Source organism: bacterium (genome assembly GCA_021372615.1).
In the GTDB taxonomy this organism is placed as follows: Bacteria; Armatimonadota; Zipacnadia; order Zipacnadales; family UBA11051; genus JAJFUB01.
Genome location: JAJFUB010000137.1, coordinates 15,315 through 38,814, shown reverse-complemented (window position 1 = coordinate 38,814; position 23,500 = coordinate 15,315). Strand labels below are relative to the sequence as shown.

The window sequence follows — 23,500 nt, the reverse complement described above, 5'->3', positions numbered from 1 at the left end:
CGCCCGCCTGCAGGCCCCTCCATCGCGGACAGAAGGCGGGCGGGACGCGGAGCTAGCCGAGAGGCGGCGGCCGCGACAAACTACCAAAGAGCACGCACAACAAGCTTGACTCGCAATACAGTTGCTGCCCCTCTCCCTCGCTGCGCTCCGGAGAGGGGAACCCGATGCGACCGTTCTGTGACTTCGCAGCCACAGAGCGACCCACGATCCCCTCTCCGGAGCGCTCAGCCTTTCCGAGCGCGAGGGAGAGGGGCAGGGGTGAGGATGCCGTTTGACGCCGTTCCCACATCGGAGTCACCATGAGAACCGTCTGGGTGCAAGTCATCCCCTGGAACAAGTCGCTCGTCACGGCCGCCCTGGAGGCGGGGGCCGACGGCCTCGTCCTTGAGGAGGGACGCAGCGCGGACGCGAGGGCCCTGGGCCTCATCGCGACCGTCGCTCCTGATGGCGACCTGACGGACGTCCAGCGCGTGCGCATCGAGAGCAAGGCCGACGAGCAGCGCGCGGCCGAACTGGGCCGGGCCGGCCTCGTCATTGTCGAGACCCCCGACTGGACCATCATCCCTCTCGAGAACATCATCGCCGCCGGCGCTCGTGTCATGGCCACGGTCCGCAACGCCGCCGAGGCGCTGACGGCCGTGCAGACGCTGGAGACCGGGGTGGCCGGGGTGGTCCTCGTGACGGATGACCCGACCGAGGTGCGCCGTACGGTCGAGGCCGTCAAGGGCTGCGAGGAGCAGGTGGAGCTGCAGGTGGCGGAGATCGTCGAGGTGCGGCCGCTGGGCATGGGGGACCGCGTTTGCCTGGACACGACGACGAACATGGGCCTGGGCGAGGGGATGCTGACCGGCAACGCCAGCTCTGCGCTCTTCCTCACGCACTCCGAGAGTGTCGAGAACCCCTACGTCGCCCCGCGGCCCTTCCGCGTCAATGCCGGGCCGGTCCATGCCTATGTGCGGCTCCCGGAGGGGAGGACGGCGTACCTGGCGGACCTGCGCTCGGGGGATGAGGTGCTGCTGGTGAACGCGCAGGGACAGACGCGTCGGGCGAACATCGGCCGCGTGAAGACCGAGCGGCGCCCCCTGGCCCTGGTCCGGGCCCGTGTGGGGCCGGACATCCTGGACGGCCCGGAGATCACGACGATCCTGCAGAACGCCGAGACGATCCGTCTGGTCACCCCGGAGGGGCAGCCGGTGTCGCTGGTGGCCCTGCAGCCGGGCGCCAAGGTGCTCGTGGCGCTCGAAGAGGGCGGGCGGCACTTTGGCATGAAAGTGACCGAGACCATCAGCGAGAAGTAGCGCCCCCTGTCTCGCCCCAGGGCACACCCCCTCTCCCCGGGGCATCCCCCTTTGGCCGTCCCGTAGGGCAGGCGGCCTCGCCTGCCCGGTCCTGCACCGCGCGGGCGAGGCCGCCCGCGCTACTGTGTGGGGGGCTGCTCGTGCCGCTGTGGCCCCAGACCAGGCGTACGGGGAAGCCGCCGCCCCTGGCGGACGAGATTCCCCTCTCCCTGCGACGCGCAGCGTCGCAATGGGAGAGGGGGCAGGGGGTGAGGGCCTGCCGTCTACCGCCCCGCTCCCCGGCCGCCCCGCATCATGTCGGTCCACCACGTGCGATCATCCGCGCGCGGGAGCTCCGGCCCGGTGGTGGACTTGAAGGGCGTGGTGAACTCCACCTTGCGCAGCCAGGCCGCGTGGGGCGTCAGCAAGCGGAAGGAATGCACCTGGACCTCCAGCGGCTCGAGGTGGAGGAAGACGGCCGGACGGCGACGCTTGAAGGCCTCGGGGGGGAACTGCATGATCGGGTCCCAGCGCCGCGTGGCGAAGTCGCCCTGGTAGGAGAAGGTCAGGCGGTGCCACACGACCGGCTCGAAGCGGACCTCGACGGTCAGGTCCTGGGGTGCGCTGGTATTGTTCCACAGCACGACGACACCCTCACCGCCGCGCAGGAAAGGCTTGTAGCAGACGGCGGCATCGGGGGCGGTCGAGACGCCCGGGCTGTCGGCCAGGGGCACCAGCGGCGCGGCCCCCGCCAGCTCGCAGCCCAGGAGCCGCACAACCTGCTGGGTCGGGGTTTCCTCGGGTGACGGAGCCGCCGGGGTCAGGCCCCAGGCGTTGCCGTCGGAGGCGGCCGGCTCCAGCAGCACGCCGGTGGCGCCCTCGGAGACGGCGTTGGTCATGGCGCGGGCCAGGTGTAGCGCCGCCAGCCGGTCGTCGCTGCCCGGGCGCGACTGCAGCGGCCCGACCAGCATCGGCAGGCTCAGGCGCCGCTCGGTCATCAGCCGCGACAGGCCGCCCAGGTCCGTCTGTGCGCCCAGTGCCGCCAGCCCCCCGTTGACGACGTTCCCGCTGCCGTCCACGGTCTGCTGCAGCACGCAGGGCGGGGCCTGCAGCGGAGGGTGCGTCGCGACCGCCACGACGCCCGCCAGGCGCTCGGGCGACACGACCGCCGGCGCCGTGGGGGCCAGTTGGTTCTTCTGCCAGTCGCGCGCTAGCGTCAGCGGCGGCGAGATGAGATACGACTGCGGCCGCGCCTGGCGCAGGTCCGCCGCCAGCTTCGGCAGGACGCTGAGCGTACTGCCGGCCACATCGTCGGGGGCGTCCACCCACAGCACGCCGGGCAGGTCTGCGTACAGCCGCGCAACGGCGGCCGGATACTGTAGCGGGGTGAGGGACTGCAGCAGCGGCCCGATCAGGCACTCGCCCTGGCCCTGCACGGCGGCGGCCATGGCCTGGAAGGCCGCCGGGTCGGGCGGGGCCGTCAGCAGGTTCAGGTCCACGTAGGCCTGTCGCGCGGCCTGCAACGCGGCGGGGGCGACGCTGTCCCGCCAGACTACGCCCGTCGCCGGGTACTGCCCCTGGCACGTGATCTTGATGGGCGCGGCCTTCTCGTCGTTGCCGGACTTGGCGATCAGCTTCACCCAGAACGTGCCGCTGCGCATCGCCTGCAGCGTCGTGTGGAAGCGCGTGGTGCCGGCCCAGGCCCGCTGATCGGGTGAGTTGGACTTCCCACGCACCGGCACCGTCCACACGGGCCCTTCAAAGCCCGTGGGGGCCGCGATTCTGATCTGCAGCTCCTTGTTCAGGTCGCCCCGGTTGACGGCATACAGCACCATGCCCTCGCGCACGCCGCGCCGGCACGTGAACTCCGGCTGCAGCCCGACCTCGATGCCGTTGACATCCAGCAGGAACTCCGTCTGGCCGGCAATCTCCTTGGTGCGGGCGTCGAGGTTGCCCTCCGGCTGCCAGCCCTCAGGCAGCGTGTCGGTCTGCATCGTTTCGCCGGTGGGCTTCTCGGGCTGCAGGGCGGGCAGTTGGCCCGGCTGGGCGTCCACGGCATCCACCGCCCACGAGCCGGCCAGGCCGGCGACGCCGAAGGCCAGACGCGGTACGCTGCCGCCCGGCAGCGGCGGAGTCTTGAGCAGGAGGCTGACCTTGTGCCAGTTGTTGTCGGCCGGCAGCACGCCCTCCCATACCGGCGTCGCGGCCAGCCCGGCGGCGTCCGCCGCCAGCGTCATCAGCAGAATCGCCTTGCCGGGGCCGCGCCGGGCCGAGAAGGTCAGTTGCAGCACGTCTCCGGTCTTCCCCGGCAGCGCGGGCCCGAGCACCCAGGCCTGGTCGCTGCCCGTGCAGGCCAACTGCAGGCAGCCCCGGCCTGAGGCGGGCTTGTCATTGCTGACGGCGGCCTGGGCGCCCCCTTGCTTGACCACCTGCCAGCCGGTCAGGCCGGAGTCGAAGTCGCCACCCGCGAGCGCGCCGGCCAGGGCGCAGGAAGTCGCGAGCAGGAGCGGTAGCAGGAGGGCGCAACGCTTCATAGAGATGACCTTTCGTCCGGCGACACACGACGCGAGTTATTCCAGGTTGGCATTGAGCAGGGCGTTCACATAGCCGCTGGCGGCGGAGTAGACGATCAGAACGACCACGGCGGCGGAGACCAGCAGCATCACACCATAGCCGGTGATGTTCACTAGTAACACCGCGCGGGAGCGGGTCGCCTTCGCATCCTCGGCGACCGCGCCCAACACGCGTTCATAGGTTCCGGCGCGCTCTCCCAAGATCAGGCTCTGCTTGGCCGGGCCGGGCAGGAAGCTGGCCCGGCTGAGCGCCTGGTCCAGCGGTCGGCCCGCCCGCACCTGTGCCGCGGCCCAATGCAACTGCCGACGGATGACGGCATTGCCGCTGCAGTCGGCGGCCAGCGACAGTGCCTCCTGGATCTCCACCCCGGCCCGCAGCAGGGCCTCCAGGGCCACGGCGCCACGGTTGAGGGCGCTGCGGCGGATCAGGTGCCCGGCCCCCGGCAGGTAGTACAGCAGCGTCTGCACCGGGTCGGCCAGCGCCGGGATCGAGCCCACCAGCTTGGCGCCGTTCCACACCACAATGAAGCCGATCAGGGCGGGCAGCGCCACGCCGGTCAGATACCGCACATAGGCGGCCACATCCGGATGCTCGGGGTTGATCAGGCGCGGCAGCCCCGGCACCAGCAGGCCCACGAAGAACAGCAGGCCGAACCATACCTCGCCGATGGCGGCGGCCCAGCGGGCTTTCTGCTGAGCGCGCAGTTCGTCGGCCAACTCCTGGCACACGCGGGGCAGCGCCCCGGCGCGCTCTCCGGCCAGCAGCATCCCCCGCACCTGCGGCGGGAGCAACTGCGGATAGCGCTCCATCTGCTGGGCCAGCGACCGCCCCTGCGCCGCGCCGGCCGAGATCTCTTTACTCATCCGCCGCAGCCGCCAGTCGTGGGCGTGGTTGCCCAACTCACCCATGGCGTCGTACATCGTCAGCCCGGCGTTGAGCAGGTCGCCCAACTGGGTCAGGTACAGCGCCAGCCGCCCGGCGCTGAGGCGCACGAGCGCATGCAGCGGGTTGGCGCCCCATGAGAGCATGGAGACGCCGGCTGCGCGCGGGGCGCGCGGCACGGATTGGTCACGGCTGTGGTACATGCGGGCCATCGGAAGCCTGATCCCTGCTACTCGCTGTGGGCCTGTTCCCACGCCAGGCGCGCCGGCATGCGCTCATGGACCAGCAGCCATATCGCCCGCGCCATCACTGCCGGGTCATGGGCGCCCGGATAGAGCACGTTGCGGCCGATGAGCGCCCCACGTACGTTCGGACCGGCTCCCAGGCCCCGCGCCAGATCCTCCAGCAGGGCCACGGGCTGGTCCCCGGCCTCGCCCCCGAGCATCAGGATCGGGCAGGTCGTGGCCCGCGCCACCACCCCGTAGTCCGGGCAGTACGGCAGCTTCAACCACGTGCGCAGCGATGAGCGGCCCAGCGCCGAGGCGACGCCACAGATGCGGGCGAGTTCGCCCGCCTCCTTTTGGACAACGAACCGCCCGTTCTGTTCGCGCACCGGCAGGGGCTCCAGGAAGATCGCGAGGTCTTCCTCCAGGCAGGCGTTGATGGCCTGCGCGCACCAGACGAGGGTCTGGCCGCTGCCCCGGCTCGTCGGGTCCAGGCGGAACATGAGCTTGGCGCCGTCGAGGTGCATCTCACGCAGGCCGCGGGCGTCATAGGCCGTGAGGGCGTCCCACATCTCAAACGCGGTCCCGGCCAGGCCGCCGCGGTTCATGCAGCCGATGAGGAGCTTGCCGTCCAGCAGTCCTACTCCCGCGTGGGCGGGCGTGTCCTCACGCCCGCTCTGGGCGCGTGAGGACACGCGCCCCCACGCGGCCTCCCCGCGGCCTTCGGCCAGCAGCAGGTCCACTGCTAGGACTTCCTCGATGATGTCCGGCGTGGCCATCAGGCCGTCCACATGCCCGGCCTGCAGCACGCGGAGGATACGGCCGAGGTACTCCTGGCGATTGGCCAGGGCTAGCGGGTCGCCGTGAGAGCCGGTGACCAGCCGCGCCGGGTGGTCGGCGGCCAGGATCACGAGGCGGCCATCGGGGGCCAGGTCGGGGCGGCGTTGTCGCGCCGCGGCATGGGCGCGCAACTCGTCGGCCCGCCGCACGCGCACCTCGGTCAACTCCGCCAGCAGCTCATCGGTCGCGACTTGCCGTCCGCTGAAGGGCTCCGAGGTCATTCCGTGCCGCCGTCCGTGTCGTGGTGCCCGGGCTTCCGCTCCTGCAGGGCCGCTTGCAGACGGCGCAGTTGCTGCAGCGCGTCGGTCAGGGCCCGCCCCATCTCGGCCAGGAACCGGGCCTGGAAGTACGCCAAGAGCGCCAGCCCCCCGAAGGCCACCAAGCCCGCCAGGCCGGCCAGCAGCTGGATCGTGTTGCCGGAGAGTATCCCCGCCACGGCGGCCAGCACGCCCCCGAGGGACGTCAGGAACGCCAGGAGCGCGCCGAGGCTGCCCATCGTCTCGGACGAGGAGAGCAGCTGCTGGCTGTCGCGGCGCAAGTCGAGGGTGGGTTCGGGGCGTCGCCGGGTGACGGGCAGGTCCTGCCCCGTCTCCACCAGCACGCGCTCCAGGGCCGCGTCGGGGTCCACCGCGGGTTGCTCGGCCTGCCGCCGCCGCGCCGCCTCGACCGACTGCCGCCAGGTCTCGTCATCGTCCCCGGACGCTTCGCGCGCCCGTCGGCCCGCCTCGGTCAGCGTCCCGCAGGCCCAACAGGTCAGGGCCCCCTCGCGCAGCGTCTCGCCGCACTTCTCACACTGGAAATCGGGCATGATCAGGTTCACCGCCTTTGCCACACCCGATTATAGCACGAGCCGGCCTAGGCGCGAAGGGCGGGGGGATTGGAGCGCGGCTTTCCAGGGCCGCAGGCTGCCTCGGCGGTAGTGCGGGCTTCCAGCCCGCCCCGGCTCAGAGCGGGCGGGAAGCCCGCACTACCCCACCCACACTGGGGCACAGGTGGCAGACCAGGGCGGGGTCCCCGTCGGCGCAGACTGGCGGAGCCAGTCTGAACGCGACACCCCGCCCTGACATGGCCGCTCCAACGGCGCCCTACCGCAGCATCTCGGCAATCGTGACCTCGCGGCCCTCGGCCAGGGACCGCTGTCCGGCCTCCAGCACCGCGATGACCTCGACCTCCTCGTCAATCGGCACACTCACCTCGCCGTCGCGCACCAGGGCCAGGAAGCGCTGCATGAGGTAGACATACAGGTCCTTCAGGTTCGGCGTGACCGACTTCCAGCCTTTGGTGCCGTAGATGTTGATCTGGTACCCGCCGCACATCTGCGGGGCCTGGCCGACGATCAGCATGACATCGCGGCCGTTGGCATAGCGCACGCGGACGACGTTGCGGTCGGGCACGCCGACATTCAGGCAGGACACCGCGCCGGACTCGAAGACGCCGTACGCCATCGAGAGGGCGTGGATGCCGTACCAGATCGGATCGCCGCCGCCGGCCACGCTGGCCAGGTTGACCTCCCCGAACGCCCCGCCGCGCACCTCGTCGCGCAGGGCCACGATGTCGGGCACGAAGCGCAGCGAGCTGGCGGACATGAAGGGCGCGCCGTGGTCCTTGGCCACCTGCGCGATCTGCCTGGCCTCTTTGGCCGTCATGGCCAGCGGCTTGTCCACGAACGTCGGCAGGCCCTTCTCCAGCGCGGCCACGGCGTACTTGTACTGAGAGCCCGACCCGTCGTCGGGGATGATGACCGCGTCCACGTCCTCGGTGCACTGCTCGGGCGTGTCGCAGACCTCGGGGATGCCGACGATGGCCGCGAGATGCTCGGCGGCCTCGCGCAGCGGGTCCCAGATCTTGACCGCCCGCACGCCCTCGAACTGCTGCTCCACGGGGCTGAAGGGGAACTTGCCCTCGCCCGCGTGGGCGTCGAGCTGCGCGGGGTCGTAGCCGTTGAAGCAACTGGAGAAGATCGGCCCATGGGTCATGGCGGCCTTGCGGGGCACGTCGTCACCGTTGAAGGTGGGGGCATACGAGGCGGCGGATATGAGGCCAATTCTGATCATGGCAAACCTCCGGCTGTCTTGGGTCCGATTACCTGCGCCGGCCTCTTCGCTGCCGTGCGACCGAAACCTCCCGCCCCTGCGGGACAGGAGAACCGGCCCGCGACGCCGAACACGCAGGGACGGCGCAACCCGCGCCCAGGAGTGAACCATGCCCGAGCGCAACTTCCAGTTCCGGCAGAGACTGAACATCATCCATCGCACCGACCGACGAGACCCGGCCGAGCAGCCCCGCGACGGCGAGACCGTCATCGGGGAGGGCTGGCAGATCGCCGTCAACCCCTCGCCCTCCGACTACCTCCTCGGCCTGGCCCAGGACCTGCAGGACTACCTGCTGCGCAGCATGGGGGTCTCGACACTGCTCGTGCGGGGCGAGGGAGCCGGCGCGGCGCGGACGATCCGCCTGACCACCGCCGCCGAGGCGCCCGCGCTGGGCCAGGGCCTCAGCAAGCCCCGGAGCTACCGGCTGCAGGTGGCCGGGGACACGATCACCGTCTGCGGCGCGGACGAGCGCGGCATCGGGCAGGGCTGCTACTATCTCGAGGACTTGATGAACCTGCGCCAGGGGCCGTTCCTGGACGCGCAAGACCTCATCCGCGAGCCGCTCTTCTCCCCGCGCATGATCCACTCCGGCTGGGGCATTGACCAGTTTCCCGACACGCAACTGAATGCCATCGCCCACGCCGGCATGGATGCCATTCTCGTCTTCGCCAAGGGCACGGACATGACGACGACCGGCTACCTGGACATGAACAACCTCATTGACCGGGCGGCGCTCTATGGGGTGGACGTGTACCTGTACAGCTACATGATCAGCGAGAAGCACCCGGCCGACCCCGACGCCCAGGCGTACTATGAGAGCACCTATGGCAACCTCATGCGCTCCTGCCCCGGCGCCAAAGGCATTGTCTTCGTGGGCGAGTCGTGCGAGTTCCCCAGCCACGACGAGCACACCACCGGCAAGCTGCGCCTCGACCCCACCGTGGACCGCACCAAGGACAAGCGCCCCAGCCCCGGCTGGTGGCCGTGCTACGACTACCCGGAGTGGCTGGAGCTGCTCAAGCCGATCCTGCGGCAGGTCAACCCCGACCTGGACATCGTCTTCTGGACCTACAACTGGGGCTGGGCGCCGGAGGAGGACCGACTGGCGCTGATCCGGTCGCTGCCCACCGACATCTCCCTGCAGGCCACCTTCGAGATGTTCGAGAACATCGAGAAGGATGGCATCGTGACTCGCTGCGTGGACTACACCACGTCCTTCGAGGGGCCGGGCGTGTACTTCCGCAGCGAGGCCCAGGCCGCCCACGAGCGCGGCATCCCCCTGTACAGCATGACCAACACTGCCGGCGTGTCCTGGGACATGGGTGTGATCCCCTACCAGCCGATCCCCTTCCAGTGGGCCAAGCGCTACGAGGCGGTCCGCAAGGCGCAGCGGGACTGGGGCCTGGTGGGGCTGATGGAGTCGCACCACTACGGCTGGTGGCCGTCGTTCGTCAATGAGCTGGCCAAGTGGGCGTACTGGGCGCCGGAGACGACGACCGAGGAGATGGCCGCGCGGATCGCGGTGCGCGACTTCGGCCCCGAGGGCGGCCCCCTGGCGGTGGAAGCCTGGCGCCACTGGAGCGAGGCCTGGCCGTTCTACGTGCCCACCAATGAGGACCAGTACGGACCCTTCCGTGTGGGGCCGTCCTATCCGCTGCTCTTCCAGGATGAGCCCGAGGAGTTCCCGGACGCCCCCTACGCGCACTTCGGCAACTGCATCCTGACGACCCGCTACAACCCGCACAAGCCGGAGGATGTGCCGACCGAGATCGGCCTGCTGGAGAAGTTCGCGGCTCACTGGGAGCAGGGACTGGCGAAGCTGGAGCAGGCCGTGGCTGTCACCCCCGAGCGGCAGCAGCCCGAGGCGCTGCGGATGCTCGGCCTGGGGCGGTTCATCCGCCGCTATGTGCAGACGACCATCAACACCAAGCGCTGGTGGCTGCTCAAGCGTGATCTGCTCAATGCCGCCGATGCGGCGGCGGCCGACGCCCTCATCGCGCAGATGCGCGAGCTGGGCGAGGCCGAGATCGCCAACGCGGCCGGGGCCATTCCGCTCGTGGACGCGGACTCGCGCCTGGGCTGGGAGCCGAGCATGGAGTACATGTGCGACCGGGCGCACCTGGAGTGGAAGATCGGCCAGATGCGCCGCGTGCTGGACGAGGAGTTGCCAGCGTACCGGCGCAGTCTAGGCTAGCCCGGCGTGACCAGCCGCAGTCCTGGCCCCGCCAGGGCCGCCCAATCCCGCACCGCCTGCCCCACATGGCCGGCGCCGATCGCCCAGTGGTGACCGACGCCGGCCTCGTGGATCCAGGCGATCAGCTCCGCGACCGGCCGGTCGAACCGCACCCGCACCGGGTTGCCGGGGAAGACCATCTCGGTCGGCAACGCCTCGCCCTCCAGCAGGGCCACCTGAGTGCCGTCGGCGATGGGGATAAGGCTCAGCAGCGTCACCGGGCCGGGCCGGGCGGGGAACAGGGCGCACACCCCTTGCCCCATCAGCCGCACCTCGCGCAGGCTGATCTGCGCGGGGTCCTCCGCCAGCGAGAACGACCCCGACCCGCAGTGGGTGAAGACCACCGTGCCATCGACCAGCGGGTTCAGCCAATCGGTGTGATGGGTGGGCCGGCCGGTCAGAAGCTGGAGAGTGAGCTGGCCCACCGCCCCGTTCACATCGCCCTCGCAAGCCATCGGCACGCCTTCATCGGCCAGCAGCGAGGCCGCCAGGCACACGCGCCCCATCAGGTGCGGATAGCAGCCGACGCTGACCGCGTCCAGCCCCTCCTCGACCACGATCTCCCGCAGCGCCACGTAGACACCCATGGAGTCGAGGCCGGCGCTGTCGGGCACGCGGCATTCGCCCGCCCGGCCCACGATCTCCGCCCAGTGCCTCTGTCGCGCCTCCGGCGTCACGGCCTCGCCACGTTGCAGGAGCAGCGGCAAGTCCAGCGGTACGACCCGCGGCCCCATGCTGCGCTTGAGCATGAACTCATTCGGCGCGGTGTGGGTCATGCCGCCGACACGGGACCCGGCCAGGCCGATACGGGCACGGCGCAAGCGCGCGCGCAGCGCCGCTGCCCGCAGCGCCGTCAGGGCCCGCTCGGCGCATGCCGGGTCGGCCAACTCGCCGAAGAGGGCCACAAAGGGGCGCTCGAGCTGCTTGAGGGTGCACGTCAACTGCTGCATCCCGCACAGCGCGCCGGTTTCCATGCCCACCGTGGACCACAGCACCAGCGGCGCGGGCCATTCCTCGATCAGGTCGAGCACGAGGTAGTCCTCGAACCAACTGGCCGCGACGGCGGCGATCGCGTCCACGTGTTGCTCGGCGCACAGCCGCCCGGCCGCCGCGGCCCGGTCGGGGGTGTCCACCACTCCGAGAGGCACGACCTCACAGCCGGCCTCTTCCAGCAGCCGCACCAGCGCCGCTGCGTGTACCGGGGCCTGATCGGCCCCGACTTCCAGCGGGCTGCACAACCCGCACACCGCCACTCTCGCCTGCAAGGGACGGCCCGGGTTGCTCATGTGCACCACTCCTGCCAGGCGGTGATGAGGGCCTCGACGCCGGCCCAGGGCGTATCGGGGAAGAGCGCATCCACGGGATGCAGGATGAGCCGATGAGTGCCGGCGAGGGTGTCCAGCGCCAGACGGACCTCCCGGCGGATACGCGCCGCATCGCCGCTGCCGACCGTCAGGGCATTACAGCCGCCCACCAGCGCCAGGCGCGGCGCCAGCTCGTCGCGCGCCCACGCCAGGTCTACGCCATCCTGCAGGGGGTCCACGAAGTACAGCAGGTCCACCCCGGCATCGGCCAGGCGCGGGCCGAGGCGCTGCACGCCGGTGGTCATCACATAGGCCAGCTTGCGCCCGTGCCGATGCACCAGCCCGGCCAGCTCCTGCAGGTGCGGGAAGACATAGAGGTCGAACAGCGCGGGCGACCAGAAGTCGGTCGAGGAGTACCAGCCGCGCTGGACGATGAGGTCCACGTCCGGCGACGACAGGGCCAGCTCTGTGCGGGCCACGTCCGTCGCAGCGATGTGGTCCACGAGCTGCCCGAAGGCCTCCGGCTGGTCGAGGGCCATCAGGATTGCGCCCTCCGTCCCCGTCAGCCACACCACGCCATCCATCCCGAACGCCGACCAGGCCTGCACGGCCACGCCCTGCGCGCGGGCGAAGGCCCCGACCTGCTGCATCCGCACGTCGAACCACTCTCGCCAGTACTCGTCCGGCGTCCCGTACAGGTACGGGATGGCCGCCACGTCGGCGGGGCTGCTGACGGCATGTTCCACCGCGCGGGGGATGTTGAAGTCCTCGATGAGGGGCACGGAACGAGGCTGGATGGGCCAGCCGGGGGGCTCGGGATCGGTCCGCTTGACGGCGTGCCGCAGCGGCCCGGCGGGCGTGTCATACTCCCGCAGCCATACCGGGTATCCGCCCTCATACCGGTCCGGGCACCACTCGCGGAGCGACACCTCCGGCGCCATGCTCCAGGGGATCGAGACATCGAGCACATCGTCCACGCCCAGCGAGGCCCAGGCCTGCACCCGCCGGAAGTCGTCCGCCAGCGTCCAGGGGACGGTGGTCGTGTGCAGATGCTCCATGCGCAGGGAGTACCAGTAGTCGCGGGGGACGCCATCCATCTCCCACTTCAGGCCCGGCAGCGCCGGCAGCCCGAAGCACCAGGTGGTCAGCGGCGGGTGGTCGGCGGGTTGGCCGTTCAGAGCGGCCAGGAAGCGTGCGCGCGAGGTCATGGCGGGGAGGCTCCGGGAGCGCCCCAGAACTGCATGCTGGGGCACGAGGTGAACTGCCACGGGATGCCGCCGGGCACGCTGCCCGGCGCGGCGGTGTCGGCGAGGGCCAGCGACAGCAGGCGGAACCAGGTCGGGAACATGGCGCCCCGGTCGGCTTCACCGCGCAGTTGTGGGTGGCCGTACTCGAAGGCGCGGTCGCGGATGAAGACGAAGCCGCCGTCGGGCGTCTGGTTGGTCAGCACCCACTGCGCCCCGGTGCGCAGGGCGGCCTGCACGTCGGCCTGGCGGTACGTCGTCTGGCTCGCCATTCGCGCCAACGGGTCCAGGGAGTCGATGTCCTCGCAGGCGCTGCTGGCGAACGGTTCGGCGGGGTTGTGCACACCCCAGCCGAAGCCGCCGCGCGGGTTCTGCGTCGCCAGCACGGTGTCCAGTGCCCGCTCCACGCACGGGAACGGGTGGCCGTCATAGGCCAGCAGCGGCCACCAGTGGTAGGCGGCCTGCACGGCGTGGGACCGCCAGAGCGGGTCGGTCACGTCCACGTCGCCCCAGACGCCGGTGGCGGGGTTCAGGTGGTGCTCCGCCAGCCAGTCGAGCAGGCACTCCACTGCCGCGCCGGCGCGAGCGTCGTGGTGGAAGTCGCGGGCGTACTGCAACAGCGTGCCCACGTTCATGATCTCATTGCCGGTCCAGCCCACGCGTGCACCCCAATCGCGCGCCTCCAGCCAGGCCTCCAACGCATCGCAGTCACGCCATGGGTCGAGCCAAGCGAGGGGCTTCGTGGCGACGGCGCCCAGGCACGTCAGCGCCGTGATGACATGGCAGGTCAGGTGGGGCCGCCCGCACCAGAGCGGATCGTCGGCATACCACCCCTGCCCGAAGATGACGGGGTCGCGGAAGAGCCCATCGTCATCCTGGTGGGCACTGAGGTAGGCCGCCCAGCCCTCGGCGTCCGCATCGTCGAGCGCCCCCAGCAGCGACCGCGCCATCGCGGCATACGTGGACGAGTACAGCGTCGGCTCGGCGCAGGAGAGCGAGTAGCGGTAGCGTCCCGACCCCCGCTCGGGCAGGGCGCAGGAGGCGATGAACTCCAACACCACGACGCGCAGATCGCTCATCGTGGCGCCTCCAGCTCCACGGTGGTCGGCGTGATGTTCCAGCCATCGACCGCCACCGTCAGCGGCCCCTCTGTCGCGGGCAGTTCGACCGTGAGGTCCCTGATCTCCCCCGGTAGCAGCGAGAAGTAGTTGTCGCTCCAGAGCGCGGGCAGGACCTCGTCCCCACCTCGCAGCACGCGGGCGCGGATGAAGAAGGCCAACGCGTCGCTGTCATTGCGCACCTGCACCGCGAGGCCCTTGCCCTCCCTGGCGGCGGTCAGTTGTGGTTGTACACGAAGCAGGTCGGCCAGTTCGCCCAGGCATGGCGTGCGGCGCGGGGTCATCATGGGCTTGTTGGCGGGCCAACTGCGGAACGCATCGGGGTCGAAGTGCACGTCCACATCCTCCAGCCGCGCCGACAGCCAGTAGAAGTTGTCGGCGAGAAGCTGGCCGGATCCGTCGCGTAGCTCCAGCTTCACGAAGTACACGGGCAACTCGACGAACGAGGGTGGCAGCTCGAGCACGAGCAACTCGCGGACACCGTTGGCCGGCAGGTCCGCGCTGAGGCTCTGTTCGGTGAGCACGTTGAGGTCCATGTCATACGCTACGGCCCGAGTCTGCAGGCCCGGCGCGTCCGCCAGTGTGCTGTTGACGGCGAGGACCTGCCGGTCCAGCGGCGAGAGCTGGATCGCGAACGGGGCACAGGCCTTGCGGATGGCGTAGAGGCTGACCATGGGCCGCAGGAACCAGTCGTAGAGCTGCCACTGGATGTCGGGAAAGGCGCTATTGATCTTCCATTCGCCGAAGCCGCTGGTCAGGCTCCACATGCGGTGGTGGACGGCCTCGAAGAACCCGCGGTGCTGGTCGTAGGTGGTCAGGTGGGCCTTCCACAGATAGTCCTGCAGGTCCGTGGGCTCGCCGTACATCAGGCGCAGGCCGCGGTCGAACCACTCGTAGTACGAGTTGGCCCCAAAGTGCGCCCAGGCCTCATCCAGGGGCCACCCGGGATCGTCGCCGGGGTTGGGGCCCAGGTCGGCCAGGTGCGGCAGGAACTGCAGCAGGCTCTCCAGCGGCGGGACGGACGCCGCCCCGCTCTCGATCATGAACATCCAGTTGCGGAAGTCGCGCACGAGCTGGTAGTAGCCAGCCGGCAACTGCCAGCTATAGGTCTTGGGCATGTAGTCATTACAGCCCACCGGCAGCTCGCGGTCGAACCAGGGCGGCGTGCCGGTGCGGTAGTCGGGGAAGGAGCCGGAGGGAATGAGGAAGCGGTCGGGGTCGTGCTGCAGCATCGTGCGGCGCCACATCTCGTACACATCCTCGCGCGTCTCGCCCTCGTTCTGGGCCATGTTGATGATGAGTGACGGGTGGTTGCGGTAGCGTCTGACGATGTCCACGGTGCAGTCTTCCAGCAGCGCGACATCTATGTTCCAGGGCCGGTTGTGCTGCAGCCAGTAGCAGTCGTAGTAACAGTTCCAGATCATCAGCCCCAGCTCGTCGCACAAGTCCAGGTACCAGTCAGGCGGGTTGGGGATGTCCTCAAAGACGACGTAGTTGAGGTTGGCGTGGGCGAGATAACGCAACTCGGCCGCGACGCGCTCGCGGTTCCAGTCGAACATCATCTCCGGCTGGACGTAGCCCCCGCGCTGGAAGACCAGCTCCCCGTTGACGCGCAAGCGGAAGCCGTGCGCGCCGTCCATCTCGTGCAGCTCCCGGTCCACTCGCCGGATCCCGAACCGCGTCTGGGAGGTGGTAGTGGCGCGATTCATCGCGCCGCTAGGTGTGAAGGTCAGCTCAAGCCCGTACAGCGGCTGCTCCCCGTACGTGTTCGGCCACCAGAGCTGTGGGTCAGCCAGGGCCAGCTCGGGCGCGTCGGTCGGGGCGATCGTGATCTCCCGGGTCCCGTGGCTCAGCAGCGTGACGGGGCGGGAGAAGGTGGCGACCTGCTGCCCGCCGGCGTCGGTGATGACGCCCGACAGCGTCCCGCGCACGGTAGAGCCGGCCGCGTTGGCCAGCTCCGCCGACACGGTCAGCCGCGCGAGGTTCAGGTCAGGCAGGTCGAGCTGGCTGCGCACGAAGGGGTGTCGCACATCCACAGGCCCGGTGACCTCCAGCCAGACCTCCTGGATCAGGCCCAGGTTGCGGTCGGGCACGGTCGGGAAGCAGTCGTAGCCGACGGACATGACCTCGGTGACATCGTTGCACAGGTCGGTGCGGAAGTCGCGGACCTGCCCGAACACCTCCAGTTGGGTCTGCGGCTCGCCGGGATGGTCCACCGGGTGGATCAGAACGGCAAGGGCGTTGGCGCCCGGCTGCACATGGTCCGTCAGGTCCAACCGGAAGCGTTGGAACATGCCGGCGATCTGCTCGCGGGCGGCAAGCTGCACGCCATTGAGCCACACGTCGGCGCGGTAGTTGAGGCAGTCGAGGTTCAGCCAGACATGCTGCCCGTCGGCCAGGGCGGGCAGGTCGAACTGGAGGCGGTACCACCACGGATCGCGCCATGGGTTCCGGCCGTCGGGGAGATGGCTGTACTGTGCGAGGTCCTGGGTCTCGTTGAAGGCGTCCGACGAGTCGGGCACCCGGAAGGGGTTCGGCCAGATGCGGACATCGGGGTACGTCCCATCCTTGGTGAGCGCGCACAGGACCGTGCGCGGGGCCTCGGTCTCGTGCCAGCCGTCCAACGCGACGCCCGTCCGAGACAGCACCGCGCCGTCGCGCGGGTCCAGGAATGAGCTTTGCAGCCGCCAACCGTGACGCAGCTCAGTACGCTTCATCGGTGACACTCCGATCTCTTCATGGAGCGCGGCTCTCCAGAGCCGCAGGGCACACGGCGAAGGCTGCGGCTTCGGAGAGCCGCGCTCCAGGGGCTTCTACAGCCGCCACTCGGCCCGGCGCCGGAAGGGGCGGTCGAAGGTGTTGCCGAGCTTGCCCTGCTGTTCCAGGTGGATCATGCAGGCGCGGATGCAGCCCCGTGCACCCTCCAGCGCCCGGCCATAGCCGTACGTCGGCGACACCTTGTAGCCCTCGGACTCCTCGTTCCGGCGGGCGAAGTGCTCGCGGTCCTCGTCCGTCACAGCGAAGGGGTTGTGGTGGTGGTTCGCGCCGCAGAAGGCCCGGCTACAGCCCTCGTAGTCCAGCGCGCCCCATTCCAGCTCGCGTCCGGCCACGACCACCTTGACCGACTCGGAGGTGCTGATGGCCTTGCCGGTGCAGTCGCGGGCGCAGAGCATGCAGCGGTCGCACAGCTGCGGGCCCTCGTACAGCGGGTCGGCCTCCAGCGGTGCGTCGGTCAGGATGGCCGCCAGGCGCTGGCGGGGGCCGAACTGTGGCGACATGAACAGCTTCGACCAGCCGATCTCGCCCAGGCCCGCCATGAACGCGGCCAGCCGCATGTGCACGAATACGTCGGGTGCTGGCTTGTCGGGGGACACGGGGCGGCTCCAGTTGGGCTGCAGCACGCCGGTGCCGGTGGCCATGTTGCACCACGGGAAGTTGTTGGAGATGGGCATGGCCTCATACCCCGCGTCCTCCAGCATGGCCGTCACCCGCCAGAGCACCATGGGCTGCAGGACGTGGTTGATGGCCGCGTAACCCATGGAGGCGTAGGCGGTGTAGAAGGTGCCCTCCTCGATGCCGCGCAAGGTCCCGCGCGGGATGCGGAAGCCCATGACGACCATGGTCCTGGCGTCTGGGCAGATGTAGCGGGCGTCGGCGTACGGCGGGGCTCCCTCCCAGCGGTTCATGTCGGCGATGCCGACGATGTCAGCCCCGACGCTCTTCGCGTACTCCTTGACCATCTGCGACGTAAGCATGTCCTGCCCTCCTGATAGACACTGCTCGGAATGAGTGCTGCCCGTGGGCAGCGGCGTCAGTAGCGCGGCGGCACGGCCACCGTCACCAGCCGCGCGGGCGTATCGCCCTGGCAGCGGCCGCGCACGGGCCGGTCAGCCGGCACGTAGAAGGCGTCCCCGGCCCGCAGAACACGCGGCTCCTGGCCCTCGATCTCCAGCAGCACTTCACCTTCCAGCACGTAGCCGGCCAGGTCGGAACCGATCGTCTCGTAGGGCGGCGTCTGGCGCGAGGGGCGGAACTCCTCGTCGAGAATCTCGCAACGGATGTCCGGCCGTCGCGGAAGCACGAGGGTATAGCGGCGCGTGGCATCGGCGACCTGGCGCATGTCCTCGCGGCGGAAGACGGGGTCGTCAGGTGGCGCACCGGCGGCGGCGAAGAAGCTGGCGAAGTCCTCGCCCAGGACGAGCAGGAGCTTGCGGAGGGTGGCGATGGTGGGGGAGATGCGTCCGGCCTCGACAGCCGACACGTAGCTGGCGGCGACACCGGCCTGGGAGGCCAGGCCGCGCATGGACAGGCCTCGCTGCTCCCGCAGTGCGCGGAGCCTGGGCCCGACGGCGGCGACGGGTTCGGGCGGCGACGTGTCCCGCACAGTATAATCACCGGGTGTTCACTATAACGAACGCCCTGCTGGACGTCAAGGCCGGGTGGCGCAAGACGGGGTCGGGGCAGGTTCCCCCGGTGGCGACGGCGAAAACGGCATACCCGCGGTGCCCACGAACTGGCCGCCGGGGCTCGGGCGCCACCGCAGTGGGAGGAGGTCGGGACATGCGTCGCCTTACCTGGCACGCCTGGATCGCCGCCGTCACGATGTGGGCGGGTCTCGGTTCCCTGGCCGCTGCCCCGGCGCCGGACTTCGCGGACCCGCTGACCGAGCTGCCCCGCGGCCGGGAGCATGGCGCCATCGGACACGGGCAGTGCGTTACCCTCCGCAACGGCGCGTCGTGGGTGCGCTACGCCGATTGCGGCCAGCAGTTGCCCACCGCGGCGGGCACGATCGCGGTGACGATCCTTGTGGACGACGACTTCCAGGAGGGGATGCTGCTGTCGGACGCGTACGAGCGCACCACCCTGGGCACGCCGGGGACCACGTGGCCGTCGCTGGAAGTCGCTGCGCAGCGTGCGGGTCCAACCGCCTTCCGCGTGTCGTTCGGCTACTGCTCGCAGCCGCAGCCGGACCCGGACCGCTGGCACATCATCGTCAGCCCGGAACTGCCCACCGGGAAGTGGCATGACCTGGCCTTCTCGTGGGGCCCGCACGGGCAGATGCTCTGGGTGGGCGACCGCATCCGGGCGCACTCCGCCTTCACCGGCGCCTATGCCATTGACCCGAGCACACCTGTGTTCCGGGGCTGGGGGCTGGGTTGTCTGTACAACATCAAGACGCCGGACGCACCTGAGCCGGCACCGGACCGGTCGGCCGCACCCGTGTCCTTCCGCGACTTGCGCCTGTGGCGCGACCAGGTGTGGCTCGGGCCGCGGCGACAACTGTGAACTGAAACGACTGGGCCGCCCGTCGTGAGTGGGGCCCAACTACGTCAGAGAGGACCGAACCCGTGAAGACACCCCTTGTGCATCTCGGAGTTCTGCTGCTGGGGCTGCAGCTTGGCGCCCTGGCGGCAGGACAGGCCGCGCCGGCGACCAGCTCGCCGGCCGCGCGCCGCATGGCGCTGATCCAGCAGGCCAACCAGGGCGCGGCCGCCGTGCCGGCCCTGGCCGCCGGCCTGCAGGACGCCAACCTCGTGGTCCGGCGGACGGCAGTGCGGCTACTCATCGAGGCGGGCACCCCGGCGCGACCGGCGCTGACCGGCGCCCTGGACAATGCCGACGCCCTCGTGCGGCGCGCGGCCCTGTCGGCGCTATGCGACCCGCTGACGGCCGAGGCGCTGCCGCACCTGAAGAAGGGCCTGGCGGATGCCGATCCGCTCATGCGGCTGACGGCGGTGCAACTGCTCGTACAGCTCAAGCCGCGCACCCAGGAGATGAACGACCTGCTCGAGAAGGCGCGCACGGATGAGGCGGACGCGGTGCGCGAGGTGGCGGCCGCGGCGGTGTGGCCTTTCTTCAAGGAGACGGTGTCCATCCGCGACCGCAAGGACTGGGACCACGACATCAAGGTGTCCCAGGAGATCCCGCTGCCCACGGACGGCTGGCGCTTCAAGACCGATCCCAAGGCTGATGGGCACCTGCAGAAGTGGTACGAGCCGACCTACAACGACTCGGCCTGGCTGCCCATCAAGATCGGAGCGGCCTGGGAGGAACAGGGCCAGAAGTACGACGGCGTCGCGTGGTACCGCGGCTCCTTCGACCTGCCGGCCAAGCCCCAGTGTCTCGCCGTCGAGATAGCCTTCGGCGGCGTGGACGAGATTGCCTGGGTGTGGGTCAACGGCCAGTACGTCGGCCAGCACGACCTGGGCACCGAGGGCTGGGACAAGCCCTTCGCCCTCGATGTGACCAAAGAGCTGAAGTGGGGGGAGAAGAACCAGATCACCGTCCGGGTGTATGACAGCGCGTACGCGGGCGGCATCTGGAAGCCCGTCACCATCCAGGTGCTGCAGTAGGAGAGGACACCATGAACAAGCGACAACTCACGATCACTGCCGCCGTTGTCTCCCTGCTGCTGGCTGCCGCCGGGGCCTGGTCGGCCGAGGCCGCGCCCCAGCCCTGGCAGCAGCTCTACGCCGGCGAGGAAGCCACCGGGCCCAACGTCATCGGCCTGTGGCAGTTCCAGCCCGGCCGGGAGCTGCAGGACAGCTCCGGCCACAAGCATGACCTAAGGCTGCGCGGGCAAGGCCGCGTCGTGGCTATGGGCCCCCTCGGCGGGGCCCTCGAGTCCTTCCCGGCCGGCACCGACAACGACAAGGAGCAGGGAGCCTCGGCCAAGGATGGCGACGATCTGTCGCCGGCGGGCGCCTTCACCCTCGAGGCCTGGTTCATGGCCAAGCCCGAGATGGACAAGGCCGCCAACGTCTTCCTGTTCGACAAGAAGTACATCAACTACGTCCGGGAGACTCCCGAGGCCAATTGGGACTACTGCCTCTACATGCCACGCTCCGGTGAGAACAAGCGCCGCCTGTCCGTCTCGCTAGGGTATGGCAAGGACTCGGACTTCATCACCGGTCCGGAGATCACCGTCGAGCCGGGCAAGTGGCTGCATGTCGCCTATACCTACGATGGCGCCGGGCGCTCGCGCTTCTTCCTCAACGGGGAGCTGATCGGCAAGGCGATCATCCCGGGCCGCGGCCCCGTCACACCGGGTCGCCACGACCTGACCATCGGTGACCGCTTCGGCAGCACCCACACCGGGTTCCCCGGCTACATCGCCCAGGCGCGACTATCGAGCGGGATCGTGCCGTACTTCACCGGCGGGCTGATGGCCAACATAGCCGGGGGGCGCACGGCCTTCGTGCGCATGGAGCAGAACGTGAACGTGGCGGTCAGCCTGGCCAACGACACGGCTCTGCCGCTGACCGGCGGGCGCGCCGAGGTCGTCTTCGGCGGCGTGAAGCGGCAGATCAGCCTGCCGGAGCTGGCCCCCAACCAGGACCAGACCGTGCCGGTGCAGGTGGATACGAGCCTGCGGCCGGGGACGTACGTGCTCAAGGTGACGGCGTCGGGGGTCAGCGGCGGCCGCAAGCTGCAGGTGGACAAGGAGATCCCGCTGACCATCGTCCCGCGCGCGCTGCCCAATCAGATGCCGGTAGTGATGTGGGGTGGGGGCGACATCGAGCGTCTCAAGGCCTTCGGCTTCACGCACGAACTCATCGGCCTGGTGGACGAAAACAAGGTCTGGCAGGCGGGACAGCCGACAGAGGCCATGAACCCCGCGTCGGTCGAGCAGCAGGGCCGGCTCCTGGACGACCTCCTGCGCGCCGGGCTGCACGGGGCCGTCTACACCTATCCGGGCACGTGGGTGACCCGCGACGAGAAGCGCAAGGCGCAGTTCAACCGCGTGGACCGCACCGGGGCGGTGCGGGAGCATGACAACGTGTGCGGCAACTTCCCGGAGGTCCAGCAGTTCTGCCGCAACGTCGGCGCTTCCATCGCCCAGACCTTCGGCCAGTACCCGGCGCTCAACGGGGCTCTGATCCACTCCGAGGTGCGCGACGGCTCCGACCTGTGCTTCCACCAGCGGGACAAGGACCTGTTCCGCCAGGAGGCCGGGTTCGACATCCCCGATGAGGTCATGGGCAAGAACGGCCTGAACTATCGGCGTCTCAAGGACTTCCCCACCAACCGCGTGGTCAAGGACAACGACCGCATTCTGGCGTTCTACAGTTGGTTCTGGAAGAACGGCGACGGCTGGAATGTGCTGCACTCGGAGGTCCACCGGGGCCTGAAGTCCACCGGACGCCAGGACCTCTGGACGTTCTTCGACCCGGCGGTGCGCGTGCCCGACCTCTGGGGCAGCGGCGGGGATGTGGACATCGTCTCCCAGTGGACCTACTCGTACCCCGACCCCATCAAGATCGGCGAGGCCACCGACGAGCTGTTCGCCATGGCCGAGGGCAAGCCGGGGCAGCAAGTGATGAAGATGACGCAGATCATCTGGTACCGCACCGGCACGGCGCCCAAGCTGCCCGAGGATGAGTCCCAGCGCGCGGCGTGGGAGAAGGAGAAGCCGGAGGCGCCCTTCATCACCATCGCTCCCGACCACATGCGCGAGGCCTTCTGGTCCAAGATCTCCCGGCCCATCCGCGGCATCATGTACCACGGCTGGGGCTCGCTCGTGGAGACCGGCACCACCAACAAGGGGTATGTCTTCACCAACCCGGAGACGCAGCAGGTGCTGACCAACCTCACCCACAGCGTCGTGCAGCCCCTGGGGCCGACGCTGCTGCAAGTCCCCGACCGCCCCACCGATGTGGCGATGCTCGAGAGCTTCGCCTCGCAGATGTTTGCCGGGCGCGGCAGCTACGGCTGGAGCGGGTCGTGGGAAGCCGACATGCACCTGATGCTCCAGTGGGCGCACCTGCAGCCCAAGATCCTCTTCGACGAGACCGTGGTGCGCGACGGCCTGGACGCCTTCAAGGTCCTCGTCATGCCCAACTGCGACGTGCTCACCGAGAGCGTCGTCGCCAAGATCAAGGCCTTCCAGAAGCGCGGTGGCCTGGTCGTGGCCGACGAGAACCTCTGCCCGGCCATCCTGCCCGACATCGTCATCCCCACGTACAAGCGCACGGGGAAGGCGGACGAGGACAAGGCGAAGCTGCAGGAGATGGCCGCGGGGTTGCGCCGGGAGCTCGATCCCTTCTACACCCGCTACACCGACTCGCCGAATGCCGACATCGTGCTGCGCTGCCGCCAGTACCGCGGCAGCGACTACCTGTTTGCGCTCAATGACAAGCGCACCTACGGCCACTACGTCGGCCACCACGGGAAAGTCATGGAGCAGGGCCTGCCCAACACGGCCACTGTGTCGGTGCGGCGGCCGGGGACGTTCGTCTACGATCTCGTCGCCCACCGGGCCGTGGCCACGAAGCCGCATGCAGCCGGCGCGCAGTTCGACCTGACGCTCGGCCCCGGCGACGGCCGGGTCTTCCTGCTCACCAGCCAGAAGCTCGCGGCGGTGCAGCTCAAGGCCCCGGCGAAGGCAAGGCGCGGCGGTGCGGTGGATGTGGCCGTCACCGTCGCGGACGCCAAGGGCGCGCCCGTGGCCGCCGTGGTGCCGGTCAAGGTGGACATCCTGGACGCCAAGGGGCAGCCCGCGGAGTTCAGCGGCTACTACGGCGCCAAGGATGGGAAGCTGGCCCTGCGGCTGGCGCTGGCGGCGAACGACGCGCCGGGGACGTGGACGATCAGGGCGACGGAGTTGGCCTCGGGGCTGAGCCGGACGCAGAAGCTGGTCGTCACGCCGTAAGGGCGACCGATCCCCCACAGACGTCACCCACAGCGCGGGCGCCGGCCATGGCCCGCGCT

At 69.8% G+C, this 23,500-nt stretch carries 16 protein-coding genes; 5 read left to right on the top strand and 11 right to left on the bottom strand.

Annotated elements, in window-relative coordinates; all coding sequences use genetic code 11:
* The first annotated feature begins 299 nt into the window (after positions 1-299).
* Positions 300-1,298, top strand: coding sequence for a 3-dehydroquinate synthase II (locus LLH23_20280; protein MCE5240807.1), 999 nt, complete (start codon positions 300-302; stop codon positions 1,296-1,298).
* A 263-nt stretch (positions 1,299-1,561) separates the two neighbouring features.
* Here the strand turns inward: LLH23_20280 and LLH23_20275 are convergent, their stop codons facing one another.
* From LLH23_20275 to LLH23_20255, 5 genes are all read right to left on the bottom strand, one after another.
* Entirely contained in the window at positions 1,562-3,811 is a 2,250-nt protein-coding gene (locus LLH23_20275; protein ID MCE5240806.1) for a hypothetical protein, read from the bottom strand.
* Between the two features lie 36 nt (positions 3,812-3,847).
* The gene (locus LLH23_20270) at positions 3,848-4,879 is read right to left on the bottom strand and encodes a type II secretion system F family protein (protein MCE5240805.1); all 1,032 of its coding nucleotides are present in this window, start codon (positions 4,877-4,879) and stop codon (positions 3,848-3,850) included.
* A gap of 83 nt (positions 4,880-4,962) precedes the next feature.
* Entirely contained in the window at positions 4,963-6,018 is a 1,056-nt protein-coding gene (locus tag LLH23_20265) for a hypothetical protein (protein ID MCE5240804.1), read from the bottom strand.
* Positions 6,015-6,605 carry a hypothetical protein gene (locus LLH23_20260; GenBank protein MCE5240803.1) on the bottom strand — a complete coding sequence of 197 codons (591 nt, stop codon included), beginning with the start codon at positions 6,603-6,605 and terminating at the stop codon, positions 6,015-6,017. Before LLH23_20260 ends, LLH23_20265 begins: the two co-directional genes overlap by 4 nt.
* Positions 6,606-6,882: 277 nt before the next feature.
* Complete coding sequence (locus tag LLH23_20255) at positions 6,883-7,851, bottom strand: Gfo/Idh/MocA family oxidoreductase (GenBank protein ID MCE5240802.1); 969 nt, start codon at positions 7,849-7,851, stop codon at positions 6,883-6,885.
* A gap of 148 nt (positions 7,852-7,999) precedes the next feature.
* On the opposite strand from LLH23_20255, the gene LLH23_20250 reads away from it, so the two are divergent.
* Positions 8,000-10,084 (top strand): glycoside hydrolase family 20 zincin-like fold domain-containing protein, encoded by a 2,085-nt coding sequence (locus LLH23_20250; protein ID MCE5240801.1) that lies wholly within the window; start codon positions 8,000-8,002, stop codon positions 10,082-10,084.
* Here LLH23_20250 and LLH23_20245 read toward each other — a convergent pair.
* The 6 genes from LLH23_20245 to LLH23_20220 form a co-directional block, all read right to left on the bottom strand.
* A complete protein-coding gene (locus LLH23_20245; GenBank protein ID MCE5240800.1) occupies positions 10,081-11,409 on the bottom strand; it encodes a hypothetical protein in 1,329 nt (442 codons plus the stop codon). The two genes, LLH23_20250 and LLH23_20245, sit on opposite strands and share 4 nt — an antisense overlap.
* Complete coding sequence (locus tag LLH23_20240; protein MCE5240799.1) at positions 11,406-12,635, bottom strand: uroporphyrinogen decarboxylase family protein; 1,230 nt, start codon at positions 12,633-12,635, stop codon at positions 11,406-11,408. The genes LLH23_20245 and LLH23_20240 overlap by 4 nt, the downstream gene beginning before the upstream one ends.
* Entirely contained in the window at positions 12,632-13,750 is a 1,119-nt protein-coding gene (locus LLH23_20235) for a hypothetical protein (protein ID MCE5240798.1), read from the bottom strand. The genes LLH23_20240 and LLH23_20235 overlap by 4 nt, the downstream gene beginning before the upstream one ends.
* Positions 13,747-16,506: a hypothetical protein gene (locus LLH23_20230; protein ID MCE5240797.1), complete on the bottom strand. Its 2,760-nt coding sequence runs from the start codon at positions 16,504-16,506 to the stop codon at positions 13,747-13,749. Before LLH23_20230 ends, LLH23_20235 begins: the two co-directional genes overlap by 4 nt.
* A gap of 96 nt (positions 16,507-16,602) precedes the next feature.
* Complete coding sequence (locus LLH23_20225; protein ID MCE5240796.1) at positions 16,603-17,544, bottom strand: hypothetical protein; 942 nt, start codon at positions 17,542-17,544, stop codon at positions 16,603-16,605.
* Positions 17,545-17,600: 56 nt separating this feature from the next.
* Positions 17,601-18,173, bottom strand: coding sequence for a helix-turn-helix domain-containing protein (locus LLH23_20220; protein MCE5240795.1), 573 nt, complete (start codon positions 18,171-18,173; stop codon positions 17,601-17,603).
* 176 nt (positions 18,174-18,349) lie between these two features.
* Between LLH23_20220 and LLH23_20215 the strand changes: the two genes are divergently transcribed.
* The 3 genes from LLH23_20215 (at position 18,350) to LLH23_20205 (ending at position 23,441) form a co-directional block, all read left to right on the top strand.
* Positions 18,350-19,075, top strand: a complete 726-nt coding sequence (locus tag LLH23_20215) for a hypothetical protein (GenBank protein MCE5240794.1) — start codon at positions 18,350-18,352, stop codon at positions 19,073-19,075.
* Between the two features lie 62 nt (positions 19,076-19,137).
* A complete protein-coding gene (locus LLH23_20210) occupies positions 19,138-20,142 on the top strand; it encodes a HEAT repeat domain-containing protein (GenBank protein ID MCE5240793.1) in 1,005 nt (334 codons plus the stop codon).
* A gap of 11 nt (positions 20,143-20,153) precedes the next feature.
* Entirely contained in the window at positions 20,154-23,441 is a 3,288-nt protein-coding gene (locus tag LLH23_20205) for a LamG domain-containing protein (protein ID MCE5240792.1), read from the top strand.
* Positions 23,442-23,500 lie beyond the last annotated feature (59 nt).

What these genes read in the sequence shown, in the direction of transcription:
- LLH23_20280 (MCE5240807.1), top strand. Translation starts at nt 300, where the DNA reads ATGAGAACCGTCTGGGTGCAAGTCATCCCCTGGAACAAGTCGCTCGTC.
- LLH23_20275 (MCE5240806.1), bottom strand. Translation starts at nt 3,811, where the DNA reads ATGAAGCGTTGCGCCCTCCTGCTACCGCTCCTGCTCGCGACTTCCTGC.
- LLH23_20270 (MCE5240805.1), bottom strand. Translation starts at nt 4,879, where the DNA reads ATGCTCTCATGGGGCGCCAACCCGCTGCATGCGCTCGTGCGCCTCAGC.
- LLH23_20265 (MCE5240804.1), bottom strand. Translation starts at nt 6,018, where the DNA reads ATGACCTCGGAGCCCTTCAGCGGACGGCAAGTCGCGACCGATGAGCTG.
- LLH23_20260 (MCE5240803.1), bottom strand. Translation starts at nt 6,605, where the DNA reads ATGCCCGATTTCCAGTGTGAGAAGTGCGGCGAGACGCTGCGCGAGGGG.
- LLH23_20255 (MCE5240802.1), bottom strand. Translation starts at nt 7,851, where the DNA reads ATGATCAGAATTGGCCTCATATCCGCCGCCTCGTATGCCCCCACCTTC.
- LLH23_20250 (MCE5240801.1), top strand. Translation starts at nt 8,000, where the DNA reads ATGCCCGAGCGCAACTTCCAGTTCCGGCAGAGACTGAACATCATCCAT.
- LLH23_20245 (MCE5240800.1), bottom strand. Translation starts at nt 11,409, where the DNA reads ATGAGCAACCCGGGCCGTCCCTTGCAGGCGAGAGTGGCGGTGTGCGGG.
- LLH23_20240 (MCE5240799.1), bottom strand. Translation starts at nt 12,635, where the DNA reads ATGACCTCGCGCGCACGCTTCCTGGCCGCTCTGAACGGCCAACCCGCC.
- LLH23_20235 (MCE5240798.1), bottom strand. Translation starts at nt 13,750, where the DNA reads ATGAGCGATCTGCGCGTCGTGGTGTTGGAGTTCATCGCCTCCTGCGCC.
- LLH23_20230 (MCE5240797.1), bottom strand. Translation starts at nt 16,506, where the DNA reads ATGAAGCGTACTGAGCTGCGTCACGGTTGGCGGCTGCAAAGCTCATTC.
- LLH23_20225 (MCE5240796.1), bottom strand. Translation starts at nt 17,544, where the DNA reads ATGCTTACGTCGCAGATGGTCAAGGAGTACGCGAAGAGCGTCGGGGCT.
- LLH23_20215 (MCE5240794.1), top strand. Translation starts at nt 18,350, where the DNA reads ATGCGTCGCCTTACCTGGCACGCCTGGATCGCCGCCGTCACGATGTGG.
- LLH23_20205 (MCE5240792.1), top strand. Translation starts at nt 20,154, where the DNA reads ATGAACAAGCGACAACTCACGATCACTGCCGCCGTTGTCTCCCTGCTG.